The following is a 19178-nucleotide window of genomic DNA, read 5'->3' as shown; positions in this document are numbered from 1 at the left end:
GGCGTGCCGTGGGCAGCGCGGTAATCCAGGCGGCCGAGCTCGCGGGTCAGTTCGTTGAGGGCGAGGAATTGTTCGTCGTGGGTGGAGGATTGTTGCAGGGTCGCCAGGGAGGTTTGCACCTGGGCAATGTGTACGCGGTTACTGGCGAAGGACAGCATCATCCCGGCGCCCCAGGCCAGAGTCAGGGCGAGCATCAGGGTTTGCGCGATGCGGGTCACGGGCCAGCCGAGGCGCTCAGGGCGAACCCTTTTGTCATCGAGCACGCCGTCCCAGGGTGGTGTGGCGTGCCAAAGGTTATCCGTATTTTCTTTAGTTTCTTGACCCCCCTGCACCGGCAGGCTGAACCACAACCCGCGTAACGGCACGCCACGGTCGAACACCCGGAACAACGGCGCAAGAACTTGCCGCCAACGGGCAATGCCCTCGGCCTGCAAATCGCGGGACAGACGCAGCAGGAAGTCATGGTTCATCGCGCCCCGTATCTGCACCCAACCACCGTCGCGCAGGGGTTGCACCAGGCTCTCCAGCCCGCTTTCCAAGGCCAGCGGCGTCACCTGTGACGGTAGCCAACAACCGATGGCCTGGGTCTGGCGCTTGTTCTGTTCCCATCCACTGTCGCAGACCTGCCACAGGTGCAGCGGCAACTGCCAGCGCAATTGGCGCGCCAGGTCTTGCAGGTGACGCACACCGGCGTCCATCGCGCTGGCTTCCATGCTCTGCTCTTTGTTCAAGGCCCAGATCACGCCGTCGAGACCGCGCCAGCGGCTCAGGCCTTGCCACCGGGCGAAGCGCTCATCATCGAATTTGCTCTGCGCGCTGCCGCCCCAAAGCAGGATCGTGTCGTGGCCTGCGAGCCATAGTTTTTTGTCTAGCTCGGGCACGATGGCGCTGATCTGATCGGGTTCGCCGACGACCAGCAACAGGCGGACTTTGCGGCGCCAAAGGAAACCGTGATTTTCGTGCAGGTGTTCCTTTAACTTAGCGACCCATGAATCGTCGTCCGGAACGGGCTCTTTGCTGAATGGCGAAATCGGCGCATCAACAGCCGCGCCCGTCACGCGCATCGCCCGTGCCACCGCCAATCGATCCCAGGCGAGCAATATCACCGGGCAGAACCAGCACAAGGCAAACCAGCTTCCACCCCCCCACAGCGCCAACGATTTGAGGGGCAGCCTTGGCCAGCCGAAGTACTCGTGGGTCAAGTCGTACAGCAGACAACCGAACACCACCACGACCGTCACGACCAGCAGATAGCCCAATCCCACCTTGATCAGAGAGCCTTCGCTCGCTTGCTTATTCATTGCCATGAGGCACCGCCATTCCAATAGCCAATCGATCGTTTCCGTCCTGACTCAGCCAACCACAAGGTTGTCCGGCCTCCTTTGCCTGCAACAACGCCAGGGACATGCCGATGAAAGGCGCCAATTGCGCCAACACGCCCCAGTACCCGGACAATTGATGTTCGCCAGACTGCCAGCCACCTTTCAGGAAAGTGCCCTGGCTGGTTTTATCCAGCGCCAGGCAATCGGGCGGTGCTGCGTCCAACCCGGCATAGCGCTGGATCTGTACACAGAGCTCAGCGGGCGACTCGTCGAGCTCACTCAACAAGTACTCGCTCCTGTGCAATAACTGGCGACCCTGGTGGCTCACCAGCCAGAGAAATCCAGCTTCACCGGGAAGATCCGGCTCGCCAGCGCTCTGCACCGAGACCACCCCGGCGCAAAGCAACCAATCCGCCTCATCGCGACAGTCGTGATGAAACGCATCAATGAGCGTGTCCAGATCGGCCAGGTCATCCAAAGGCATGCGCGCTTCGGGTAACACCACGTCGCCCTTGGCCACGGCCTTCAAGTACGCACTTTGACTGGCCTCATCCCCGATCCACGCAATCCCGCGCAACGACGGCCAGCGTTGTTTCAACTCGGGGAGTTCAAGCGTCATCCTGGCCAGGCGCCGGGCCAATGCTGGCGCACGCTCACTGGACGAACCCAGCGACACCGGGCAGCGCAACATGCGCTGTGTAGCGCCGTCGGGCTTCGATGGCTTGGGGGCGGGAACACCGGCCATCAAGCCGATGTAATGTATTTGCTCATCGCCCACGGGCCCCAGGAGCAGCACGTGTTCCACCGGCAAACCCAAGCGGCGACGTCCCCACCAACGCTGCACCGCAGCCTCCACCGTGCGTCGATACACATCGCGGTTAAACAGGCAGATTTGCCACCCCAACACGCGCAGCGCTAGGGCCAACACCCAGCAAAAAGGCATGACTGCACTCCACATCCACAGTTCTCCCCTTGGCTGCTCCTCTGGCCATAACGACAACAAAACCGCCGACTGCAACCCCCAGAGCAACAGCAAAACCAGCCACCAACGGCGCCAATGCGGTTCATGCGGTTCGACAAGGTCCGGGTATTGCGGCGCGCGGTTCATGGCGCCACGACCATGAACGAAGCCGCAAGCGAGCTGACCAGGGTGCAACCGCAATCACACTCATACCCGTGCAGGGCCACGAGCCTGCCGTCCATGATCGCCACCGAGGTACCCTCCGCGATGCGCGTCATGCCGTGCAAATCGCAGCGAGCCTGATCCCCCACGCAGGCAACCGGTTGGCCGAATGCCTCGTAGTGACCTTCAAGCACTTCACCACCGAAAGGGCTCATCGAGTCCCCCACACGTACCAGAGGCAACATCAGACGACCTCCCCGGTGAGTTCGAACAGACTGCCGGCCTCGCGCAGAAAGGCGGTGGTGCGGTCGATGCGTTGCGCATAGTCTTCCTGGGCAATCTGTTGCTTCAGCTCAGCCGCCACCTGGCCAATATGCGCCGTCGGCTTCAGCAACTGCGCGGCCTCCGGCAGGAACGGCAGCGCTACACCGCGCGCCTTGTCGATCACTTGATAGCCGATCGTGGCGCCACCGATGCCCGCGACCACCCCACCAACCCCGCCCAGCGCCCCACCCCGCTTAATGCCGTACACCGTGGCGCCGGCCAGCATCGCAACGCCCAGTATTCGCCCGGCCACTACCACCGGTGACAGGTCCCGGCTGTTGTCATTGCCGAAATACGTCATGCGATAGAAGAAGTAGCCCGCCCATATCTCACGCGAACCCAACGCGTCATGCATGAACCAGGCACGTGAGTCGTGTATCTGGTCATCGAACAACGCGACCACCAGCGCCATGCGCGGGTCCTTGCTGGGCGTGCCCCGGGCATCGCTGAACAATTGTTTGGTGCGCCGTTCACCTGCCGCCTTGATCGCAGCGTGGTCCTGCAACTCATCGTTTTCGTTGAGCAGATAGATGGCGTCGCGCAACAGCACATCGGTGATCGTGCCGACCGCACTGGTCTGCTGACGGTCGAAGCCCTTGTAGTCGCGCTTGAACTCCGCAGCCGCCTGGCTGAGTTGGGTCTTGTCGATCTGCGGTTCATAGATGGGCGGGCCGGGGTGGTTCGTCGCCGCCTGGGGCGTTTTCAGCCGATCGGCGAAGACGATTTTTTTCTGCTTTTCATAGGCCTCGCGTTGATCACTGGTATCGAAGACAGTGACTTCATTGGCCTGGGTGAAGAACGGCTGATGCCTGTAGCTGTCGTTATTCTGCAACGGGTCATCGGCGTAACGACCGATGCGCCAACCGGTGATCCAGCCCAGTTGATCGGCCAGTGTTTCTTCCACGGTGATGCTGAGTTGCTGTGGTTTGTACTCCCAGGGTTTTGTGTGGGTGGGGGTGTCGGTGGTGATGCCTGGGAGGGTGTGGCGCCAGGCGTTGAAGCGTTCGATTGTTTGCTGACTAACCACAAACTCTGACAAGGTTTGCGGCCCCATTTCGCGCCATGCCTTATATGGCTCTAATGTTTTTGGTAGCACCGTTTCCGGCACCTGCAACGGCGCGCCGGCGGCGAAGGCTTCGGCATACATGTCGTGCAGGGCAATTTGCGATACCAGTTCATCCGTACCACCGCGAGCCTTGCCCTGGTCATTCTGCGGATAACCACCCCCAACATCAGAATGCACACCGGGGTACACCACTTCATAGGTATGGAGCGGGTACTGACCGTCCTCGTTGCGGATCGAGTCCAGCGGAAAACACGAGCGCTGCTCGAAGGCCGCGACGAAGTGCCGGCAGCATTTGACGAATTTAGGAAATTTCGCGGCGTCAGGTAACAACTGACTGTCATCGGCCCAGTCCATGTGACCCGCAAAAAAAGGCGCCGCATGGGCGATGCCGACCGAGGCGACGGTGTCTAGCACACCGAGAAATTCGATGCTGACCGGCAAGCCGATCAGACGTTGCTCAGGAAGCTGGGCCCCGGTCGGGGTGTCGAACAACTGGCTCAGCCAGTTCACGAAAGTACGAGCTTCCGCCGCCCCGCGCGAGAATCCGTACACGTACAGTTTGACTGCCAATACTTTAGGCTGCAGGGACTTTTCTTTACAGGCCTCCAAGGGGCCCAAAAGCCCATGCATGACTCGTCGTCGTTTGCCTTCCCCCAGGCCGCTCATCAGCGGTGCCTGCCAGGTGCTCATGGCATTGACTGCTTTTTTCCTGTCGGCTTTGGACAACTCTTTCTTAGTTAATGCAAACCTCAGCGCATGGGCCAATGACACCAATGCCCAATTGATGCGATCTTCACCACCCGTCGCATACCTCAGCCCCTCCGCGCTGTAATCCAGTTCGCCAATTTCGGGAAAGGGAGTACCTACACCAGGCATGTAAATAGAAAAAAAGCCCTCTTTTTCTGCCTGTTCACCCCTGAGCGACGCATGAAAAAGCTTGGCAATATTACTGGGGTGGTTTTTCTTGGTATCGTTATCTTCATTATTGTTAGTACCATCGAAAAACAAACTGATATGCAAACTTTGAACGCATTCGAACCGCTGGGACCTCCCTTTGGAGTTGACCTGTTGATGGTGACTGTCTTCCTCGGCAGTTTGCTTGTCGCAGTTGCAAGTCACCGTAAGAACTTCCCCCGGCAAACGCCCTACCACGGGAAAAGCGGGCGGTGCCCAGACCTTAGCACTCAGATTATTTTTTACTTCGGACATACAGCTGGCTCCTTCATCCGCTTAGGTTCTTTAATAGGGTTATTGGGTGACCCGTACCCCCAGCACGAAGTTGTAACTTTTATTTGATTGCAACTTAAAAAATGCACACTCAAACCACAAGAGTCCGTACCTTGCCACTCGGGGATATCCACCGTGGCGCTGTAGTGCTTATATTTAGCTTTATGTTCCAATTGAGCCAGCCGATATCCCTCTGGATCAGATGGCCACTTCGAGTACGCAAATTGATCGGTATCCACCTCCCACTCAATGTAAGCCTTTAAACCAGGCCTCCATTTAATTGGCATGACAATACAGCAAGAACTTCCGCCGCCACCGTATGCTCTATAACCATTGACTGAAAACCAATTGATCGCATGCAAGGTATGGTTAACCGCTTTTAGATTCCCTCCCGCCATTTCGTTGTCCGCTGTGGAGCATCCAACCAACGTCAACACAAACACACCCAACAACCATCGAACCCAGGTTACTTTCATTGTCGATCCCCCAACACCGGAAAGATGGGCGATATCCAGACCTTAACGCTCGAGTTAATTTTTACTTCGGGCATACGGATGGCTCCTTCATTCCCATAGGTACTCTGATCGGATAACTAGGTGAACTGGGTGCCCAGCAAGAAGTCGTAACCTTTACCTGGTTACAGGTGAAAAAATGCACTTTAAGATCACATGACTCCACTCCCGGCCACTCTGGAATATCCACCTTGGTGCTGTAACGTTTAAAATTCGCTTCATGCGCAGCCCACGCATCTTCATCGAACCCATACCCAGTAGTTTTTCTTTTTATTTTTGCAAACGGTTCCGGGTCAACTTCCCATTCAATATGCGCCTTCAAGCCAGGACGCCATTTAGTCGGCATGATAATGCAGCAAGAACGTCCCCCACCCCCGTCGGCCCGGTAACCATTCACCGAGAGCCAATTGATATTGCTAAGCGTATGATTAACCGCTTGTATATTTCCTCCCGCCATTTCGTTATCCGCTGTGGAACATCCAACCAACATCAACACAAACACACCCAACAACCATCGAACCCAGGTTATTTTCATTGTCGATTCCCCAGCACCGGAAAGACGGGCGATATCCAGACCTTAGCCCTCAAGTTAATTTTTACTTCGGGCATACGGAAGGCTCCTTCATTCCCATAGGTACTCTGATCGGATAATTAGGTGAACTGGGTGCCCAGCAAGAAGTCGTAACCTCTACCTGGTTACAGGTGAAAAAATGCACCTTAAGATCGCATGACTCCGTTCCTGGCCACTCTGGAATATCTACGACCGCGGCGTACCGTCGATAATTGGCGGAGTGTTTAGCATACGCATCTCGAAATTCTATAGAAGTAACGGATGGCAATTTTGCATGAGGCTCAGGATCAAGTTCCCATTCAATATTAGCCTTCAAACCAGGACGCCATTTCGTAGGCATAATAATGCAGCAAGAACGTCCCCCACCCCCGTCGGCCCGATAACCATTCACCGAGAGCCAATTGATATTGCTTAGCGTATGATTAACCGCTTGTATATTTCCTCCCGCCATTTCGTTATCCGCCGTGGAACATCCAACCAACACCAACACAAACACACCCAACAACCATCGAACCCAGGTTATTTTCATTGTCGATTCCCCAGCACCGGAAAGACGGGCGATATCCAGACCTTAGCCCTCGAGTTAATTTTTACTTCGGGCATACGGATGGCTCCTTCATCCCCGTAGGTACTTTTATCGGATAATTAGGTGAACTGGGTGCCCAGCAAGAAGTCGTAACCTTTACTTGGTTACAGGTGAAAAAATGCACCTTAAGATCGCACGACTCCGTTCCTGGCCACTCTGGAATTTCCACGACAGTGCTGTAGCGCTGATAGTTGGCCTTATGCTTAGCTTGAGCCACTCTATAGCCATCAGTCCCTAGCGGCGGCCATTTAGAATAAGCATAAGGATCAGTATCAACTTCCCATTCAATATGCGCCTTCAAACCAGGACGCCATTTCGTAGGCATAATAATGCAGCAAGAACGTCCCCCACCCCCATCAGCCCGATAGCCATTCACCGAGAGCCAATTGATATTGTTCAGCGTATGATTAACCGCTTGTATATTCCCTCCCGCCATTTCGTTGTCCGCCGTGGAACATCCCACCAACGCCAATCCAAATAAACCCAACAACCATATCGCCCACATTGTTTTCATTGTCATCTCCATCACCGACCATTCCCTGATTTCAGTTCAGGCTGTATGGGAAAATCCCGAATGAGCGTCTCTCCCATGAAACCGGACGATAAAAGTTATACCTGGCCCATATCCTGGTCGTTCGTTTTGCGAATACCCTCCGCCGACATCGGAATGCATACCGAGGTGCACCATTTCATAGTCAGCTCAAAGTCGTTGGCGCGCGTACTCGACTATATTGCCAAAGTAATTCTCTCGACTTGCTTGCATGGCAATCGTGTACAACATCTCAAAACGTCTTTCCTTGCTATCGTCCAGATAATCAAACTCAACGCGCACCAGAAGTTTCTGGGCATCACTAATACATCCGATCATTTCGCATTGTTCATCATTAAGTTCCACGCAGGGTTCGACTTCGATGCTGCTCTGTTTCGTCAAGCAATTGCTTTGTAGCCATTGCGGCTGGTCGTCGCGATCAAGCCAACCCCAAAAGCAAGCGACTCGCAGGAACTCGGCGCGCTGTTCGGTGGTGAGGATGGAATTCACCAGCACGGGAAAGATTCGCGGATCGTAGAAACGCAACAAGCCAGCTTGTCCACCCCACTGCAGTTGGGACAGGGCTCGCAAGGCATGACTCAGTTCTTCAAACGGCAGGTTCGAAATCAGAACCATCAGGCGAGCATCTGCTGCGCAGTGCTCGATGAGTTCTTCCAGCCAAGCCTTGTGCTGCCAAATAGTCAGGTCCAGGCGCATCAACAGCGGTGCCTGGTCCAGCAGGTTTTCCTCTGGTGTACCGGTGAACAATGAGAACCAAGGCACCTTGGGACTCAATTGCTGCAGCCCGGGAACAGCGCATTTGCTCCACGTGGCTTGATCGAGCAAAAGATCAACTTCCTGTACTTCCGTTCTGGCGCACACCTGCTCGATCTGCTCCAGCCATGGGATAGGCAATTTCATCTGTATATCTCCTCGATCAGCCTTGGCGCATCAGCAAGCCAATGGCGTTTTTCCGAGCCTTTTGCAGGCACTCCTCGCACACCGACTTCGGCAGCTCCATCAACGGAAAACGCTGGCCGCCAGGCCCCTCCCAAACGTGCTGTCCTCTGGACAGTAGTTTGGTGGGGCTATCGAATAGAATTCCGTCGGTTGGGCTGAGGCGGATTAATGCTTCTCCGCTGCCGAGCGTGATGCCCTTCTTGGCCAACAACTGCAGCTCCCCCTGCACCGACTGCACGGTGATGTCCTGCTGGGCAATCAGGTTCATCAGGTCGCCGTGGGATTCGATTTCCAGTGGGCCCTCGCCGGAGACCAGGCGCATACCTTCGCGCTGGGCGAGCAGTGAGATGCCTTTTTTGGCGTGTGCCGACAGGCGCTGGTCGGCGGCGAGGTGGATGTCGTCACGGCTTTGCAGGTACATCCCGTCGCCACTGTTGAGCAGCAGACTGGCCGGTGTGACTGCGCCGATGCCGTCGGGGGCGCTCAAGAGGATGGCTGGGGCGGACAGGTCTTTGGCGTCCGTTTGTAGTTGCTGCAGACCGTCGATGGCGGGTGGTCGACTGTTATGGGCCTGGGCAATTTCCTGCCACTGGGCCATTTGTTGTCGGGCGCTTTCGATCTGGCGGCTGGCCGGCGCCATGGCGAGTACATCGTCAGCAGCCTTGGGCTGTTCATCGGCGCTGATGAATAACCCTTTGCCCGCGCGCAGCGCCCCCCAATCATCCGTCCTTAGCTCAAACCCCTCCCCGCGTTTTTTCTTCGTGGCATCCACCAAATGCCCCAGGTTCAGCTGGCTCTTGCCGCCATACTCGGTGCTGAGCTTGACGTGTTCCTCCCCGCGCAGGTCTTCCATGCGCAGCTTGTTGTTCGCCGGTGTACGCAGCACGTTGCGTGTGTGGTCGCGCCTGCGCAGGGTCACGTGGTCCGGGTGTTCGCTGTCGTGCAGGGCGTGGGCGATGTAGGGGCGGTCGGGGTCGCCCTGTTCGAAGGCGATGGCCACTTCGGTGCCGCAGATCAGCGGCAGGTGCAGGCCATGGGTGTCGCCGGCGTAGGCACGCGCCAGGCGCAGCCACATGCTTTCTTCACCGAGCTTCCACGGGTCGCGGTCGAACAGGAAGTTGACCTTGTAGCGGCCTCGCAGATCGATTTCGGCGTATTTGTCATGGGCTTCGCCGCTGGTGACCCGGGCCGGGACGGTGCCGGCGATTTGTGGTTTGGGCAGCAGTGGCGGGCGAAAGCACAGGGTTTCCGAATAGGGCATGGCTTCAAAGCGGCACTCGAAGCTGGCATCGCGGGCGGCACGGGTACGCACGGCGATGATCGCGCACCGCGGGGTGAAGGCCTTGGGTGCGCCGCCAGTGACGGTCAGCACCTGACCCGGTGCGAGGGTGGCGCTGCTTGTGATGCCGCGAAGGCGGGTCTGCTCGTTGAGGTAGCGCTCGTGGCGCAAGCGCGCGTAGAAAAAACCGCTTTCGCTTGCCAGGCCTTCGTGCCGGTCATAGGCGTCGCCGAGCACGCGGTAGGGTTCGGCGTAGTGGTAGGCCTCGCCGTAGGTGATTTTCGCACCGCGGGTCTGGTCGACGTCGGCGTCGAGGTGGGCATTGGCGTCAAGGGGGTGGTAGGTGCGGATGTTGACGTTTTTTTCCACTACCTGGTGGTGGGTTTGCAGGCCCCACACGCCGTCCGCATCGCTGCTGCTGAGCCCCGCGGGCGAGTAGTACGGCAGCTCGACGTCGAACTGGTAGCCGCGCTGACCATCGCAGAATTCCACGACGTCGATGTGCAGGCGTTGGTCGCTGGTGAGGCGGTACCAGATGCCGACCTCGGCCAGCAGCCGGCTGATGAAAGCCAGGTCGCTTTCACCGTACTGCATGACCTGCTCGCGCCGGGGGTAGTCACGCACCAGGCGGAACAGGAAGTCCTGGCCACGGAAGTCGTGGCGGCTGCGCAGGATGCTTTCGACGATTTCCGGCACCGACTGATCCTGGTAGATGCGGTATTGCCGGCCGCGTTCAAGCAAGGCCAAACGCGGTTGCAGGATGAGTTCGTAGCGGGCTTCGTCACGGGAGGCACACAGGCGCTTGAGGCCGGTGATCACGCCGTGCAGCGTGCGCAACGGTTTGACCTCGGGCACTTCCCAAGGCATCGGCGCGACGTTCGATGGCGCCGCGTGCAAGCTGAAAGAGGCGCCCTTGCCCAGCAGCTGTTCGGCTTCAAGATCGAGCTCGGCGCTGGTGAACTCTATCTCGTAGGTGAAGGGTTGGCTGAGGCGTTCTTCGCCGCGGAAGGCGAGGACATCGAGGTGGGGCTCCAGGTTGCGGACCCAGAGTTTATGGCGGCTGTGGTTGAAGAAAACGGTTGGTGCGGTGCTCATGTACAGACCTCCCTGAGAGCATACGGGGAGGCTCCATTTCCATCCCTCGTTCAAGTGCTCGACAGCTTTAGGGAAGCTGACACGTGCTGAAAATAAGACGTTTCCTTTTTGTGCGTAGGACGCGTCTTTGATTGGTGTATCTGATATGTAGGAGTTTTCCCGCTCTTGGCGCCAGGCCTCTCTGCCGCCGCCATCCCAGCGATAGCGGCGTAACGTTCAACCAAATATTGATTGTCAGGCCCTCATCGCGGGCAAGCCCGCTCCCACAGATTGCATCTGCAGATTCAGACCGGCTGGTTACACCTCAATCAGATGTTTGAGCGGGTTGTAGCTACTTTTCAAGGTCGCCGCCACATCCAGAATCGCCTTCTCGATGCCATTCAAATGGATGCACGTCAGCTCGATCGCCGCGCTCTGGTTGCCCGCTTCGATGTACTCGATCAAACGCAGGTGTTCGTCGTCGCGGCAGGCTTCGTGGCTGTCGTCATCGAGCGCGGCGGCGTACAGCGAGGCCCGGGAGATCAGCTTCTGGAACCAGTCGAGCAACACCGGGTTGTTCAGGCTGCGGGCCAGCTTGATGTGGAACTCGCCGAGCAGGTGGATCAACCGTTCGTGGTCACCGTTGCGATGCGCTTCATCCTCGAGCAGCAAGTGATCGCGCAAATCCCGGGTCACCGCCGTATCGCGCCGGCGACACAATTCACTGACGATGCCGATCTCGACCAGGCGCCGGGTTTCGAACAACGAACGGATCTCTTCGTCGCTCGGCAGCGACACCGACGCACCTTTATTGGGCTCGGTGGTGACCAGTCCATCGGCTTCCAATTGCTTGAGCGCGGCTCGAACTGACGTGCGGCTGACATTGAAAAGTTCGGCCAACGAAGCCTCGCCCAGCTTCATGCCGGGACGCAGCGAGCGTTTGCTGATCGCCTCGTAAACCCCTTGGTAGACGCGGTCCACCGTGGTTTCCAGTTTCTTTTCCGCCATTCGAAGACTCCTTCAGTGCTGTGCAACCGGCCCCAGGCGAATCAACAGCCTTGAAAAAGGGGGTTGCACGAGCAGGTTAATCCGGGTATTTCTAAATTGCATCCAGATTTTGCATACAATAATTAGAGGAATGCACCATTATGGGTCATCCAGTTGCAATCGAAGTGCGTAATGTCTCCAAGCGGTATTCCGACGATCCAGGGCTGGCACCCGCTCTGGACAACGTTTCAGTCGACATTGCCGATAACGAGTTCTTCACACTGCTCGGCCCTTCCGGCTGTGGCAAGACCACTTTACTGCGCACCATCGCCGGCTTCGAGCATGTCAGCGAGGGTGAGATTCGCCTCGCCGGTGAACCGGTCAACGATCTGCCGCCGTTCAAGCGTCGAGTCAACACAGTGTTCCAGAGCTACGCGCTGTTTCCACACATGAGTGTTGCGCAGAATATCGCCTTCGGCCTCGAGATGCAGGGTCTTGATCGCACGCTGATCGCGCAGCGGGTCGATGAAATGCTGGCGCTGGTGCAAATGCAGCACCTGGCCAAGCGCAAACCCGCCGAATTGTCCGGCGGCCAACAGCAACGGGTGGCTCTGGCACGGGCCCTGGCGCCGAAACCGAAAGTGCTGTTGCTGGACGAGCCGCTGTCGGCGCTGGACCTCAAGCTGCGCAAGGAAATGCAGGTCGAACTCAAGCGGGTGCAGAAGGAAGCCGGGATTACCTTCATTTTCGTCACCCACGATCAGGAAGAAGCCTTGACCCTGTCCGATCGCATTGCGGTGATGTCCGCCGGCAAGATCCTGCAGGTCGGCACGCCCAATGACATTTACGAACGGCCGCAGCATCAGTTCGTCGCGCAGTTCATTGGCGATATCAACTTCCTGCCCGGCCACCTCAAGCGCGGCCAGCACAATGAAAACCTGTTCGTGCCCAACGGCATGCCGGTGGAAATCCCCTGCCTGCCTCAAGGCATCGACGGCAAGGTGCAACTGGCATTCCGCCCGGAACGTTCACAACTGGTGGACCCGGCGCAACCGCACCACCTGCGCGGCGTGATCGAAGCCGTGCTGTACGTCGGCACCGCGACCTTGTACCAGTGCCGCCTGAACAACGACATCAAGGTGATGCTGCGGGAGAACAACGAGGGCCTCAATCGCAACCGTGGCGTCGGTGATCGGGTGGCGGTCAACCTGCCCCCCCACGCCTGCCTGTTGATGGAGGCTTGAGATGAGCGTCAGCAGCACTTCCCCAGCCCTCAACCGCGCGCTGTTGCTCAGCCCGGTGGTCCTGACCCTGCTGGCCCTGATCGCCATTCCGTTGGGCATCATGGGCTACATCAGCCTGCTACCGCGCAACGTCTATGGCGGCGTCGACTGGCAGGCCGACTGGCAATTGCAAAGCTACGTGCAGCTGTTTTTCCAGGAAGGTTTCGATGGCGAGTTGGAGCTCAACTGGGTCTACGCCCAGGCGCTGTTGCGCTCGGTGTTCCAGGCCGGTGGCACCACGGTGTTGTGTTTCCTGTTCGGCTTTCCAGTGGCGCTGTGGATGTCGAGCCTGACCCCGCGTCGGCGCAATCTGATGGTGTTGCTGATCACCATCCCGTTCTGGACCAACCTGCTGATCCGCAACTACGCCTGGTTGATCATCCTGCGCGAACAGGGCTGGGTCGCCCAGAGCCTCAACGCACTGCTCCCCAGTGCCGGCGGCATCACCCTGCTCTACAACGACTTCGCGGTCAGCGTCGGGCTGGTCTACAGCTTCCTGCCGTTCATGATCCTGCCGATTTACTCGACCCTGGAAAAACTCGACTGGCGTTTGGTGGAAGCCGCTTATGACCTGGGCGCCAATCGCTGGCACGCACTGCGGCGGATCATCCTGCCGCTGTCGATGCCAGGGGTGATTGCCGGTTCCCTGTTGGTGTTCGTGCCGAGCCTGGGAGCCTTTATCACCCCGGCGATTCTCGGCGGCGGCAAGACCCTGATGATCGGCAACCTGATCCAGCAACAGTTCGGCACCGCGCGCAACTGGCCCCTGGGCAGTTCGCTGTCGTTCCTGCTACTGGGGATTCTGCTGCTGTCGTTGGTGCTGTACGCCCTGTATAGCCGCAGCGCCGCCAAAACTCTTCGTCGGGGAGCTACCGCATGATCGCCCTGCACCTGAAAAAACTGCCAATGACCCGGGAAGTCAGCCTGCTGATCCTGGCCTACCTGTACCTGCCGATCTTCGTGTTGATCGCCTACAGCTTCAACGCCAACCGCTCGGCGACGGTGTGGACCGAGTTCTCGTTCGCCTGGTACGGGCGGATTTTGGCCAACCCGTCTATCCAGACCGCCGCGCTGAACTCGATCATCGTCGCCGGCATCGTCACGGTCTGTGCCACGGCGATTGCCTTGCTCGCGGCGCTGGCGACCTACCGGCCGTTCTACGGCCAGAAGATGGTCGAAGGGGGGATCAACCTGCCGCTGATCCTGCCGGAGATCGTCACCGCGGTGGCCACCCTGCTGCTGTTCATGGCGCTGGGGATCAAGCTGGGGTTGCTGACGGTGATCGTCGCGCACATCGGCTTCTGCATTCCCTTCGCCTACCTGCCGATTCGCGCGCGGCTCAATGACCTGGACAAGAGCCTGCTGGAAGCGGCGAACGACCTGTACGCCAACCCGTGGCAGGTGTTTCGCCGGGTGACGCTGCCGCTGTTGTGGCCGGCGGTGCTGTCCGGGTCGGTGCTGGCGTTCGTGGTCAGCCTCGACGATTTCATCATGACCTTCTTCGTCGCCGGCCCCGGTTCGACCACCTTGCCGGTGTACATCTTCTCCGCGATCAAGGCCGGCGTGACGCCGGAGATCAACGCGATCTCGACCCTGATGCTGGTGATTTCCATCGTGCTGGTGGTGCTGGCCTTCTGGCTGGGACAGCGCGGCAAACAACAATGAGCCTGGAGTGTTCGTCCATGAAAGTGAAAAGCCTGCGTTTCGCCGTTGCCAGTCTGGCCCTGAGCTGCTTCACCGCATTCAGCGCCCACGCCGCCGAGCCCAAGGAGCTGTTCTTCTACAACTGGACCGATTACTACCCGGTCGAGTTGTTGGCCAAGTTCGAAAAGGAGACCGGGATCAAGGTCACCATGGACGGCTACGACAGCAACGAAACCCTGTTGGCCAAATTGCAGGCCGGTGGTGCGGCGTACGACGTGATCGTGCCGTCGCAATCGATCATGCGCACCTTGATCAACCAGGACTTGCTGCTGCAAATCGACGCCTCGACCCTGCCCAACTTCCAGTACGTCAAGCCGGCGTTCCGCGACCCAAGCTTCGACCCTGGCCGCAAATTCTCGGCACCGTACCTGTGGGGCAGCACCGGGTTCTCCTATGACAGCGCGCGGGTGCCTGGCGGCAAGCTGGACGATTCGTGGAAAGAGTTCTTCGAACCACGCAAGGAACTGCAAGGGCAGCTGGCTGCCCTCGACACCTCCAGCAGCGTGATCAACGCCGCCAGTCATTACCTGAACGTCGACGAATGCACGGAAAACCCGCAGGACGCCAAGCGCATTCTCGAACTGCTGCAAAAACAGAAGCCCTTCCTGAAGATGTACAGCTCGGACAACACCGTCGACCGCATGGCTTCCGGTGAAGTGATCATGATGCAGAACTGGAACGGCTCCACCGCCCGGGCCACCTTGCAGAAGAGCACCATCAAGTACGTGTATCCGAAAGAAGGCCTGGCGATGTTCCAGGACAACTTCGCCGTGCCGAAAAGCGCACCGCACCCCGGCAACGCGAAGATCTTCATCGACTGGATGATGAAACCGGAAAACGCCGCCGCCGTGTCCAACGCCATTGCCTACGCCAACGGCATCCAGAGCGACAAGCTGATCGATGCCAAGTGGCGAGTCATGGACGCCATCAACATGCCCGACGAATTCGCCTCGCGCCTGCGCCCGGAGAAGGAATGCAGCAACAAGGCGCGTGAGCTGCAGGACCGCATTTGGGCGAAGCTCAAGGGCTGATCCCAAACCGAGTCGCGGCCTTCGCGAGCAGGCTCGCTCCCACAGGGTTCGGGGGTTACCCCAGATTCTGTGTCCCACATAAAACCATTGTGGGAGCGAGCCTGCTCGCGAAGAGGCCCGCCCAAACAACACAGAATTTGAGGTATGCAATGACCCAACCCCGCTGGCTGCGCAACGTGCGCCCCTACGGCGCCCCCGCCGAAGACCTGCTGATCGAGAACGGCCGGTTCAGCCAACGCCGTCCCGCTTCGAACGAAGCCTTGTCGGCCACCGACATCGACGGCCAAAACCAACTGCTGACCCCCGCCCTGGTGGAAAGCCACGTGCACCTGGACAAAACCCTCTGGGGCCAGCCCTGGCGCCCGAACAGCGCAGGTCCCACCCTCAAGGACTACATCGCCAACGAGCGGCGCATCCTGCGCGAAGTCACCGTACCGATCGCGCAACGCGCCGGTGCCCTGCTGGAAAACTGCATCGCCCGCGGCTCGCTGACCCTGCGCTGCCACGTCGATATCGATCCGGAATTCGGCCTGCGCCATGTCGAAGCCATGCAGCAACTGCAGGAACAATACCGCGACCTGATCGACCTGCAACTGGTGGTATTCCCGCAAACCGGCCTGATCAGCCGCCCCGGCACCGCCGAACTGATGCGCGAAGCCATGGCCCTGGGTGTAGAGAACGTCGGCGGCCTTGACCCGTGTGGCATCGACAACGACCCGATCGCGCAACTCGACTTTGTGTTCAAACTGGCCAGCGAGTTCGACCGTGGCGTCGACATTCACCTGCACGACAAGGGTGAGCTGGGCCTGTGGCAGATCGCCCTGATCGCCGATTACACCCAGCGCTTCGGTCTTCAAGACCGGGTGATGATCAGTCATGCCTATTGCCTGGGGATGTTGCCGTGGAGCCAGGTCAAACCGGTGGCTGAACGCCTGGCAATATTGGGCATTTCGCTGATGAGTTCGGCGCCGGCCGATTGCGCGGTGCCGCCGTTCCTGGCGTTGCGCGAGGTTGGCGTGAATGTGTGCCTGGGTTCGGACGGCATCCGCGACGCCTGGTCGCCCATGGGCAACGGCGACATGCTGGAGCGGGCGATGTTGCTGGCGTTTCGTTTCGATCTGAACAAGGACGAAGAACTGGCGGCGGCATTTGAGGCGGCGACGGTCAATGGTGCCCGGGCGCTGGGTCATGACGGTGTTGGCCTGGAGATTGGCCAACCGGCGAACTTCCTGTTGATGCCCGTGCAGACGTTGGGCGAAGCCGTGGTTTCACGGCCACCGCGCGAGGTCTATCGCGGCGGGCAGTTGATCGCTTCCGGCGGTCGTTTACTGGAAAGTCGTTTGTGAAGCGCATCGGACTTCGGGCCAGTTGCGTGGTCGGCTTCGACGGCACGCAACATGTGCTGTGGCGCAACGGCGAAGTGGTGTTTGAAGGCTCGCGCATTGTGTTTGTCGGGCGTGATTTTCCCGGGCCGGTGGATCAGTGGATTGATTACGGCAACGCGCTGATCGGCCCAGGCTTCATCGATCTGGATGCCCTGGGCGATCTCGACTCCACGGTGCTGACCCTGGACAACGGCGACGAGCGCGACATGGGCCGGATGTGGTCGGCGCAGTATCTGGCGCGCGGTCCACGGGAGAGCTACAGCCCCGAAGAAGAAGTCTTCAAGTACCGCTACGCCTTCACCCAATTGATCCGCAACGGCATCACCACAGCCATGCCGATCACCTCGATGTACTACCGCGAGTGGGCCGAGACCTACGACGAGTTTGCCGCGGTGGCCGGCGTGGCGGCCGAGTTGGGACTGCGCACCTACCTCGGCCCCTGCTACATGAGCGGCATGAGTTACTGGCAGGCCGACGGCACGCTGGCCCATCACTGGGACGAAGCCCGGGGCCTGGCCGGGCTCGATGCGACCGAGCGGTTTTTCCAGGACTTCGACGGTGCTCATCAAGGGTTGATCCGCGGCGCTCTGCTGCCGGATCGCATCCAGACGTGCACGCCAGCGTTGCTGCAACGCACTGCTGCACTGAGCCGGGAACTCAACGCGCCGATGCGCTTGCATTGCTGCCAGGGGCTCGGCGAAGTGGCGATGGTGGAACAACTTCGCGGTTGTTCGCCGCTGGGCTGGCTGCAGGATCTGGGCCTGCTGACCCCGCGCAGCCTGTTGCCCCACGGCATCTACACCCACGGCGATGACGACCTGCAACGCGTGGTCGATGGTGGCGCCAGCCTGGTGCATTGCCCGGTGGTGTTTGCCCGCGATGGCGAGGCGCTGAATTCGTTTGGTCGCTATCGCGCCAAGGGAGTCAATTTCGCCCTGGGCACCGACACCTGGCCGGCGGACTTGCTGGACAACATGCGCCAGGGCTTGAACATCGCGCGCTTGATGGAGGGCGGCAATACGCTCACCAGCGCGCTGGACCTGTACAACGCCGCCACTCTCGGCGGCGCCAAGGCCTTGGGCCGCGAAGATATTGGTCGCCTGGCACCGGGGGCCAAGGCCGACATCAGCGTGTTCAGCCTGCGCGGACTGCACTTGGGGCCGCTGTTCGACCCGCTGAAGAACCTGCTCCTGGCCGGGCGCGGTGACGATTGCATCGCTAGCTACATCGATGGCCGCTGCGTGATGCAGGACGGTCAGGTACGGGGTGTCGACTACCCCGCCCTGCAACGCCAGGCCCAACAGCAATTCGAAAAACTGATGCGCAGCCACAGCGACCGGGCCTTCGGCCAACCGGACTGGAGGACTCTGTTCCAGCCGGCCATCCCGTTCGCCGACGACTACAGCGCACAGGTGCCGCTGTGCGCCATCGATCCACTCCTTTAGAGAATTCTGCCCATGCAAAGCTTCGACTTCAGCCAACTGAGCCCACGGGACAAGTACAAGATTCTGATCGGCAGCGTGGTGCCACGCCCGATTGCCCTGGTCACCACCGTCGACGCTGAAGGCCGTGTCAACGCCGCGCCGTTCAGCTTTTTCAACGCGCTGTCGGCCGATCCGCCGATCCTTGCGCTGGGCGTGGAAAACTACGGCGACCAGAGTCCCAAGGACACCACGCGCAACATCCAGCTCAACCAGGAGTTCACCGTGAACATCGTCAGCGATGCCCTGGTGGAAGCCATGAACGTCTGCGCCGTACCTTTCGCCCCCGGTTTCGACGAACTGACCGCCGCCGGCCTCACCGCCATCCCTGGCACCTCGGTCAAATGCCCGCGCATCGGCGAGGCACCGGTGGCGCTGGAATGCCGGCGGATGATGGCGCTGAACATCGGTCAGTCGCGGGAGATCATTTTTGGTGAAGTGCTGATGGCCCATGTGCGTGATGAGCTGATCGACCCGAAGACGTTGTACATCGATCAACTCGGGCTTGATGCGATCGGGCGGATGGGTGGGCATGGGTATGCGCGTACCCGGGATTATTTCGACCTGCCGACCCGCTCGTTGCAGGCGTGGACGGATGCGCCGGGGGGTGGCGAGCGGTTTTGGCCAATCGCCAAGTAACCGTCTTCCCACTGATCGTTCCCACGCTCCGCGTCACTAGTGTCCGGTAAAAACCGAAGGGGGAGCTTGCTCCCCCTTGCTGTTGGCGGCCGTCA

17 protein-coding genes and 1 pseudogene are annotated in these 19178 nt (G+C 59.3%); 7 read left to right on the top strand and 11 right to left on the bottom strand.

What is annotated here, in order from left to right:
• From AC3WWR_RS29090 to AC3WWR_RS29040, 11 genes and pseudogenes are all read right to left on the bottom strand, one after another.
• Nucleotides 1–1301, bottom strand: a pseudogene (locus AC3WWR_RS29090) (ImcF-related family protein); the annotation flags it as partial.
• Nucleotides 1294–2286 carry a hypothetical protein gene (locus tag AC3WWR_RS29085; protein ID WP_492599275.1) on the bottom strand — a complete coding sequence of 331 codons (993 nt, stop codon included), beginning with the start codon at nt 2284–2286 and terminating at the stop codon, nt 1294–1296. The gene AC3WWR_RS29085 and the pseudogene AC3WWR_RS29090, both read right to left, overlap by 8 nt.
• 140 nt (nt 2287–2426) lie before the next feature.
• Nucleotides 2427–2690 carry a PAAR domain-containing protein gene (locus AC3WWR_RS29080; protein WP_042955212.1) on the bottom strand — a complete coding sequence of 88 codons (264 nt, stop codon included), beginning with the start codon at nt 2688–2690 and terminating at the stop codon, nt 2427–2429.
• Nucleotides 2690–5044: a T6SS phospholipase effector Tle1-like catalytic domain-containing protein gene (locus AC3WWR_RS29075; protein WP_492599274.1), complete on the bottom strand. Its 2355-nt coding sequence runs from the start codon at nt 5042–5044 to the stop codon at nt 2690–2692. The genes AC3WWR_RS29080 and AC3WWR_RS29075 overlap by 1 nt, the downstream gene beginning before the upstream one ends.
• Nucleotides 5032–5538: a Tli1a family immunity protein gene (gene tli1a, locus AC3WWR_RS29070; protein ID WP_083349234.1), complete on the bottom strand. Its 507-nt coding sequence runs from the start codon at nt 5536–5538 to the stop codon at nt 5032–5034. Before tli1a (AC3WWR_RS29070) ends, AC3WWR_RS29075 begins: the two co-directional genes overlap by 13 nt.
• A gap of 61 nt (nt 5539–5599) precedes the next feature.
• Nucleotides 5600–6109: a Tli1a family immunity protein gene (gene tli1a / locus AC3WWR_RS29065; protein ID WP_083349235.1), complete on the bottom strand. Its 510-nt coding sequence runs from the start codon at nt 6107–6109 to the stop codon at nt 5600–5602.
• A gap of 61 nt (nt 6110–6170) precedes the next feature.
• Nucleotides 6171–6674, bottom strand: a complete 504-nt coding sequence (tli1a, locus tag AC3WWR_RS29060) for a Tli1a family immunity protein (RefSeq protein ID WP_492599273.1) — start codon at nt 6672–6674, stop codon at nt 6171–6173.
• A 61-nt stretch (nt 6675–6735) separates the two neighbouring features.
• Nucleotides 6736–7245 carry a Tli1a family immunity protein gene (gene tli1a / locus AC3WWR_RS29055; protein ID WP_240963490.1) on the bottom strand — a complete coding sequence of 170 codons (510 nt, stop codon included), beginning with the start codon at nt 7243–7245 and terminating at the stop codon, nt 6736–6738.
• 186 nt (nt 7246–7431) lie between these two features.
• Nucleotides 7432–8181 (bottom strand): toxin Tle1 chaperone Tla1, encoded by a 750-nt coding sequence (gene tla1 / locus AC3WWR_RS29050; protein WP_020795448.1) that lies wholly within the window; start codon nt 8179–8181, stop codon nt 7432–7434.
• 16 nt (nt 8182–8197) lie between these two features.
• Nucleotides 8198–10594 carry a type VI secretion system Vgr family protein gene (locus AC3WWR_RS29045; RefSeq protein ID WP_492599272.1) on the bottom strand — a complete coding sequence of 799 codons (2397 nt, stop codon included), beginning with the start codon at nt 10592–10594 and terminating at the stop codon, nt 8198–8200.
• A gap of 297 nt (nt 10595–10891) precedes the next feature.
• Complete coding sequence (locus AC3WWR_RS29040; RefSeq protein ID WP_020795451.1) at nt 10892–11581, bottom strand: GntR family transcriptional regulator; 690 nt, start codon at nt 11579–11581, stop codon at nt 10892–10894.
• Between the two features lie 140 nt (nt 11582–11721).
• On the opposite strand from AC3WWR_RS29040, the gene AC3WWR_RS29035 reads away from it, so the two are divergent.
• From AC3WWR_RS29035 to AC3WWR_RS29005, 7 genes are all read left to right on the top strand, one after another.
• Entirely contained in the window at nt 11722–12804 is a 1083-nt protein-coding gene (locus AC3WWR_RS29035) for an ABC transporter ATP-binding protein (protein WP_020795452.1), read from the top strand.
• Nucleotide 12805: 1 nt separating this feature from the next.
• Nucleotides 12806–13723, top strand: coding sequence for an ABC transporter permease (locus AC3WWR_RS29030; RefSeq protein WP_020795453.1), 918 nt, complete (start codon nt 12806–12808; stop codon nt 13721–13723).
• Entirely contained in the window at nt 13720–14508 is a 789-nt protein-coding gene (locus tag AC3WWR_RS29025) for an ABC transporter permease (RefSeq protein WP_492599271.1), read from the top strand. Before AC3WWR_RS29030 ends, AC3WWR_RS29025 begins: the two co-directional genes overlap by 4 nt.
• 17 nt (nt 14509–14525) lie before the next feature.
• Nucleotides 14526–15578: an extracellular solute-binding protein gene (locus tag AC3WWR_RS29020; RefSeq protein WP_033040925.1), complete on the top strand. Its 1053-nt coding sequence runs from the start codon at nt 14526–14528 to the stop codon at nt 15576–15578.
• Between the two features lie 149 nt (nt 15579–15727).
• A complete protein-coding gene (locus tag AC3WWR_RS29015; RefSeq protein WP_033044731.1) occupies nt 15728–16924 on the top strand; it encodes an amidohydrolase family protein in 1197 nt (398 codons plus the stop codon).
• On the top strand, nt 16921–18408 hold the full coding sequence (locus AC3WWR_RS29010; protein ID WP_033044732.1) for an amidohydrolase family protein: 1488 nt from the start codon (nt 16921–16923) through the stop codon (nt 18406–18408). Before AC3WWR_RS29015 ends, AC3WWR_RS29010 begins: the two co-directional genes overlap by 4 nt.
• 12 nt (nt 18409–18420) lie before the next feature.
• Nucleotides 18421–19083 (top strand): flavin reductase family protein, encoded by a 663-nt coding sequence (locus AC3WWR_RS29005; RefSeq protein WP_020795458.1) that lies wholly within the window; start codon nt 18421–18423, stop codon nt 19081–19083.
• The last annotated feature ends 95 nt before the right edge of the window (nt 19084–19178 follow it).

It is taken from the genome of Pseudomonas sp. EB271-G4-1, assembly GCF_058791355.1.
This window is presented reverse-complemented; position numbering and strand designations above follow the sequence as displayed.

Bases quoted from the DNA above. Each gene is read 5' to 3' on its own strand.
- AC3WWR_RS29080 (WP_042955212.1), bottom strand. From the start codon at position 2,690: ATGTTGCCTCTGGTACGTGTGGGGGACTCGATGAGCCCTTTCGGTGGT.
- AC3WWR_RS29075 (WP_492599274.1), bottom strand. From the start codon at position 5,044: ATGTCCGAAGTAAAAAATAATCTGAGTGCTAAGGTCTGGGCACCGCCC.
- tli1a (WP_083349234.1), bottom strand. From the start codon at position 5,538: ATGAAAGTAACCTGGGTTCGATGGTTGTTGGGTGTGTTTGTGTTGACG.
- tli1a (WP_083349235.1), bottom strand. From the start codon at position 6,109: ATGAAAATAACCTGGGTTCGATGGTTGTTGGGTGTGTTTGTGTTGATG.
- tli1a (WP_492599273.1), bottom strand. From the start codon at position 6,674: ATGAAAATAACCTGGGTTCGATGGTTGTTGGGTGTGTTTGTGTTGGTG.
- tli1a (WP_240963490.1), bottom strand. From the start codon at position 7,245: ATGAAAACAATGTGGGCGATATGGTTGTTGGGTTTATTTGGATTGGCG.
- tla1 (WP_020795448.1), bottom strand. From the start codon at position 8,181: ATGAAATTGCCTATCCCATGGCTGGAGCAGATCGAGCAGGTGTGCGCC.
- AC3WWR_RS29045 (WP_492599272.1), bottom strand. From the start codon at position 10,594: ATGAGCACCGCACCAACCGTTTTCTTCAACCACAGCCGCCATAAACTC.
- AC3WWR_RS29040 (WP_020795451.1), bottom strand. From the start codon at position 11,581: ATGGCGGAAAAGAAACTGGAAACCACGGTGGACCGCGTCTACCAAGGG.
- AC3WWR_RS29035 (WP_020795452.1), top strand. From the start codon at position 11,722: ATGGGTCATCCAGTTGCAATCGAAGTGCGTAATGTCTCCAAGCGGTAT.
- AC3WWR_RS29030 (WP_020795453.1), top strand. From the start codon at position 12,806: ATGAGCGTCAGCAGCACTTCCCCAGCCCTCAACCGCGCGCTGTTGCTC.
- AC3WWR_RS29025 (WP_492599271.1), top strand. From the start codon at position 13,720: ATGATCGCCCTGCACCTGAAAAAACTGCCAATGACCCGGGAAGTCAGC.
- AC3WWR_RS29020 (WP_033040925.1), top strand. From the start codon at position 14,526: ATGAAAGTGAAAAGCCTGCGTTTCGCCGTTGCCAGTCTGGCCCTGAGC.
- AC3WWR_RS29015 (WP_033044731.1), top strand. From the start codon at position 15,728: ATGACCCAACCCCGCTGGCTGCGCAACGTGCGCCCCTACGGCGCCCCC.
- AC3WWR_RS29005 (WP_020795458.1), top strand. From the start codon at position 18,421: ATGCAAAGCTTCGACTTCAGCCAACTGAGCCCACGGGACAAGTACAAG.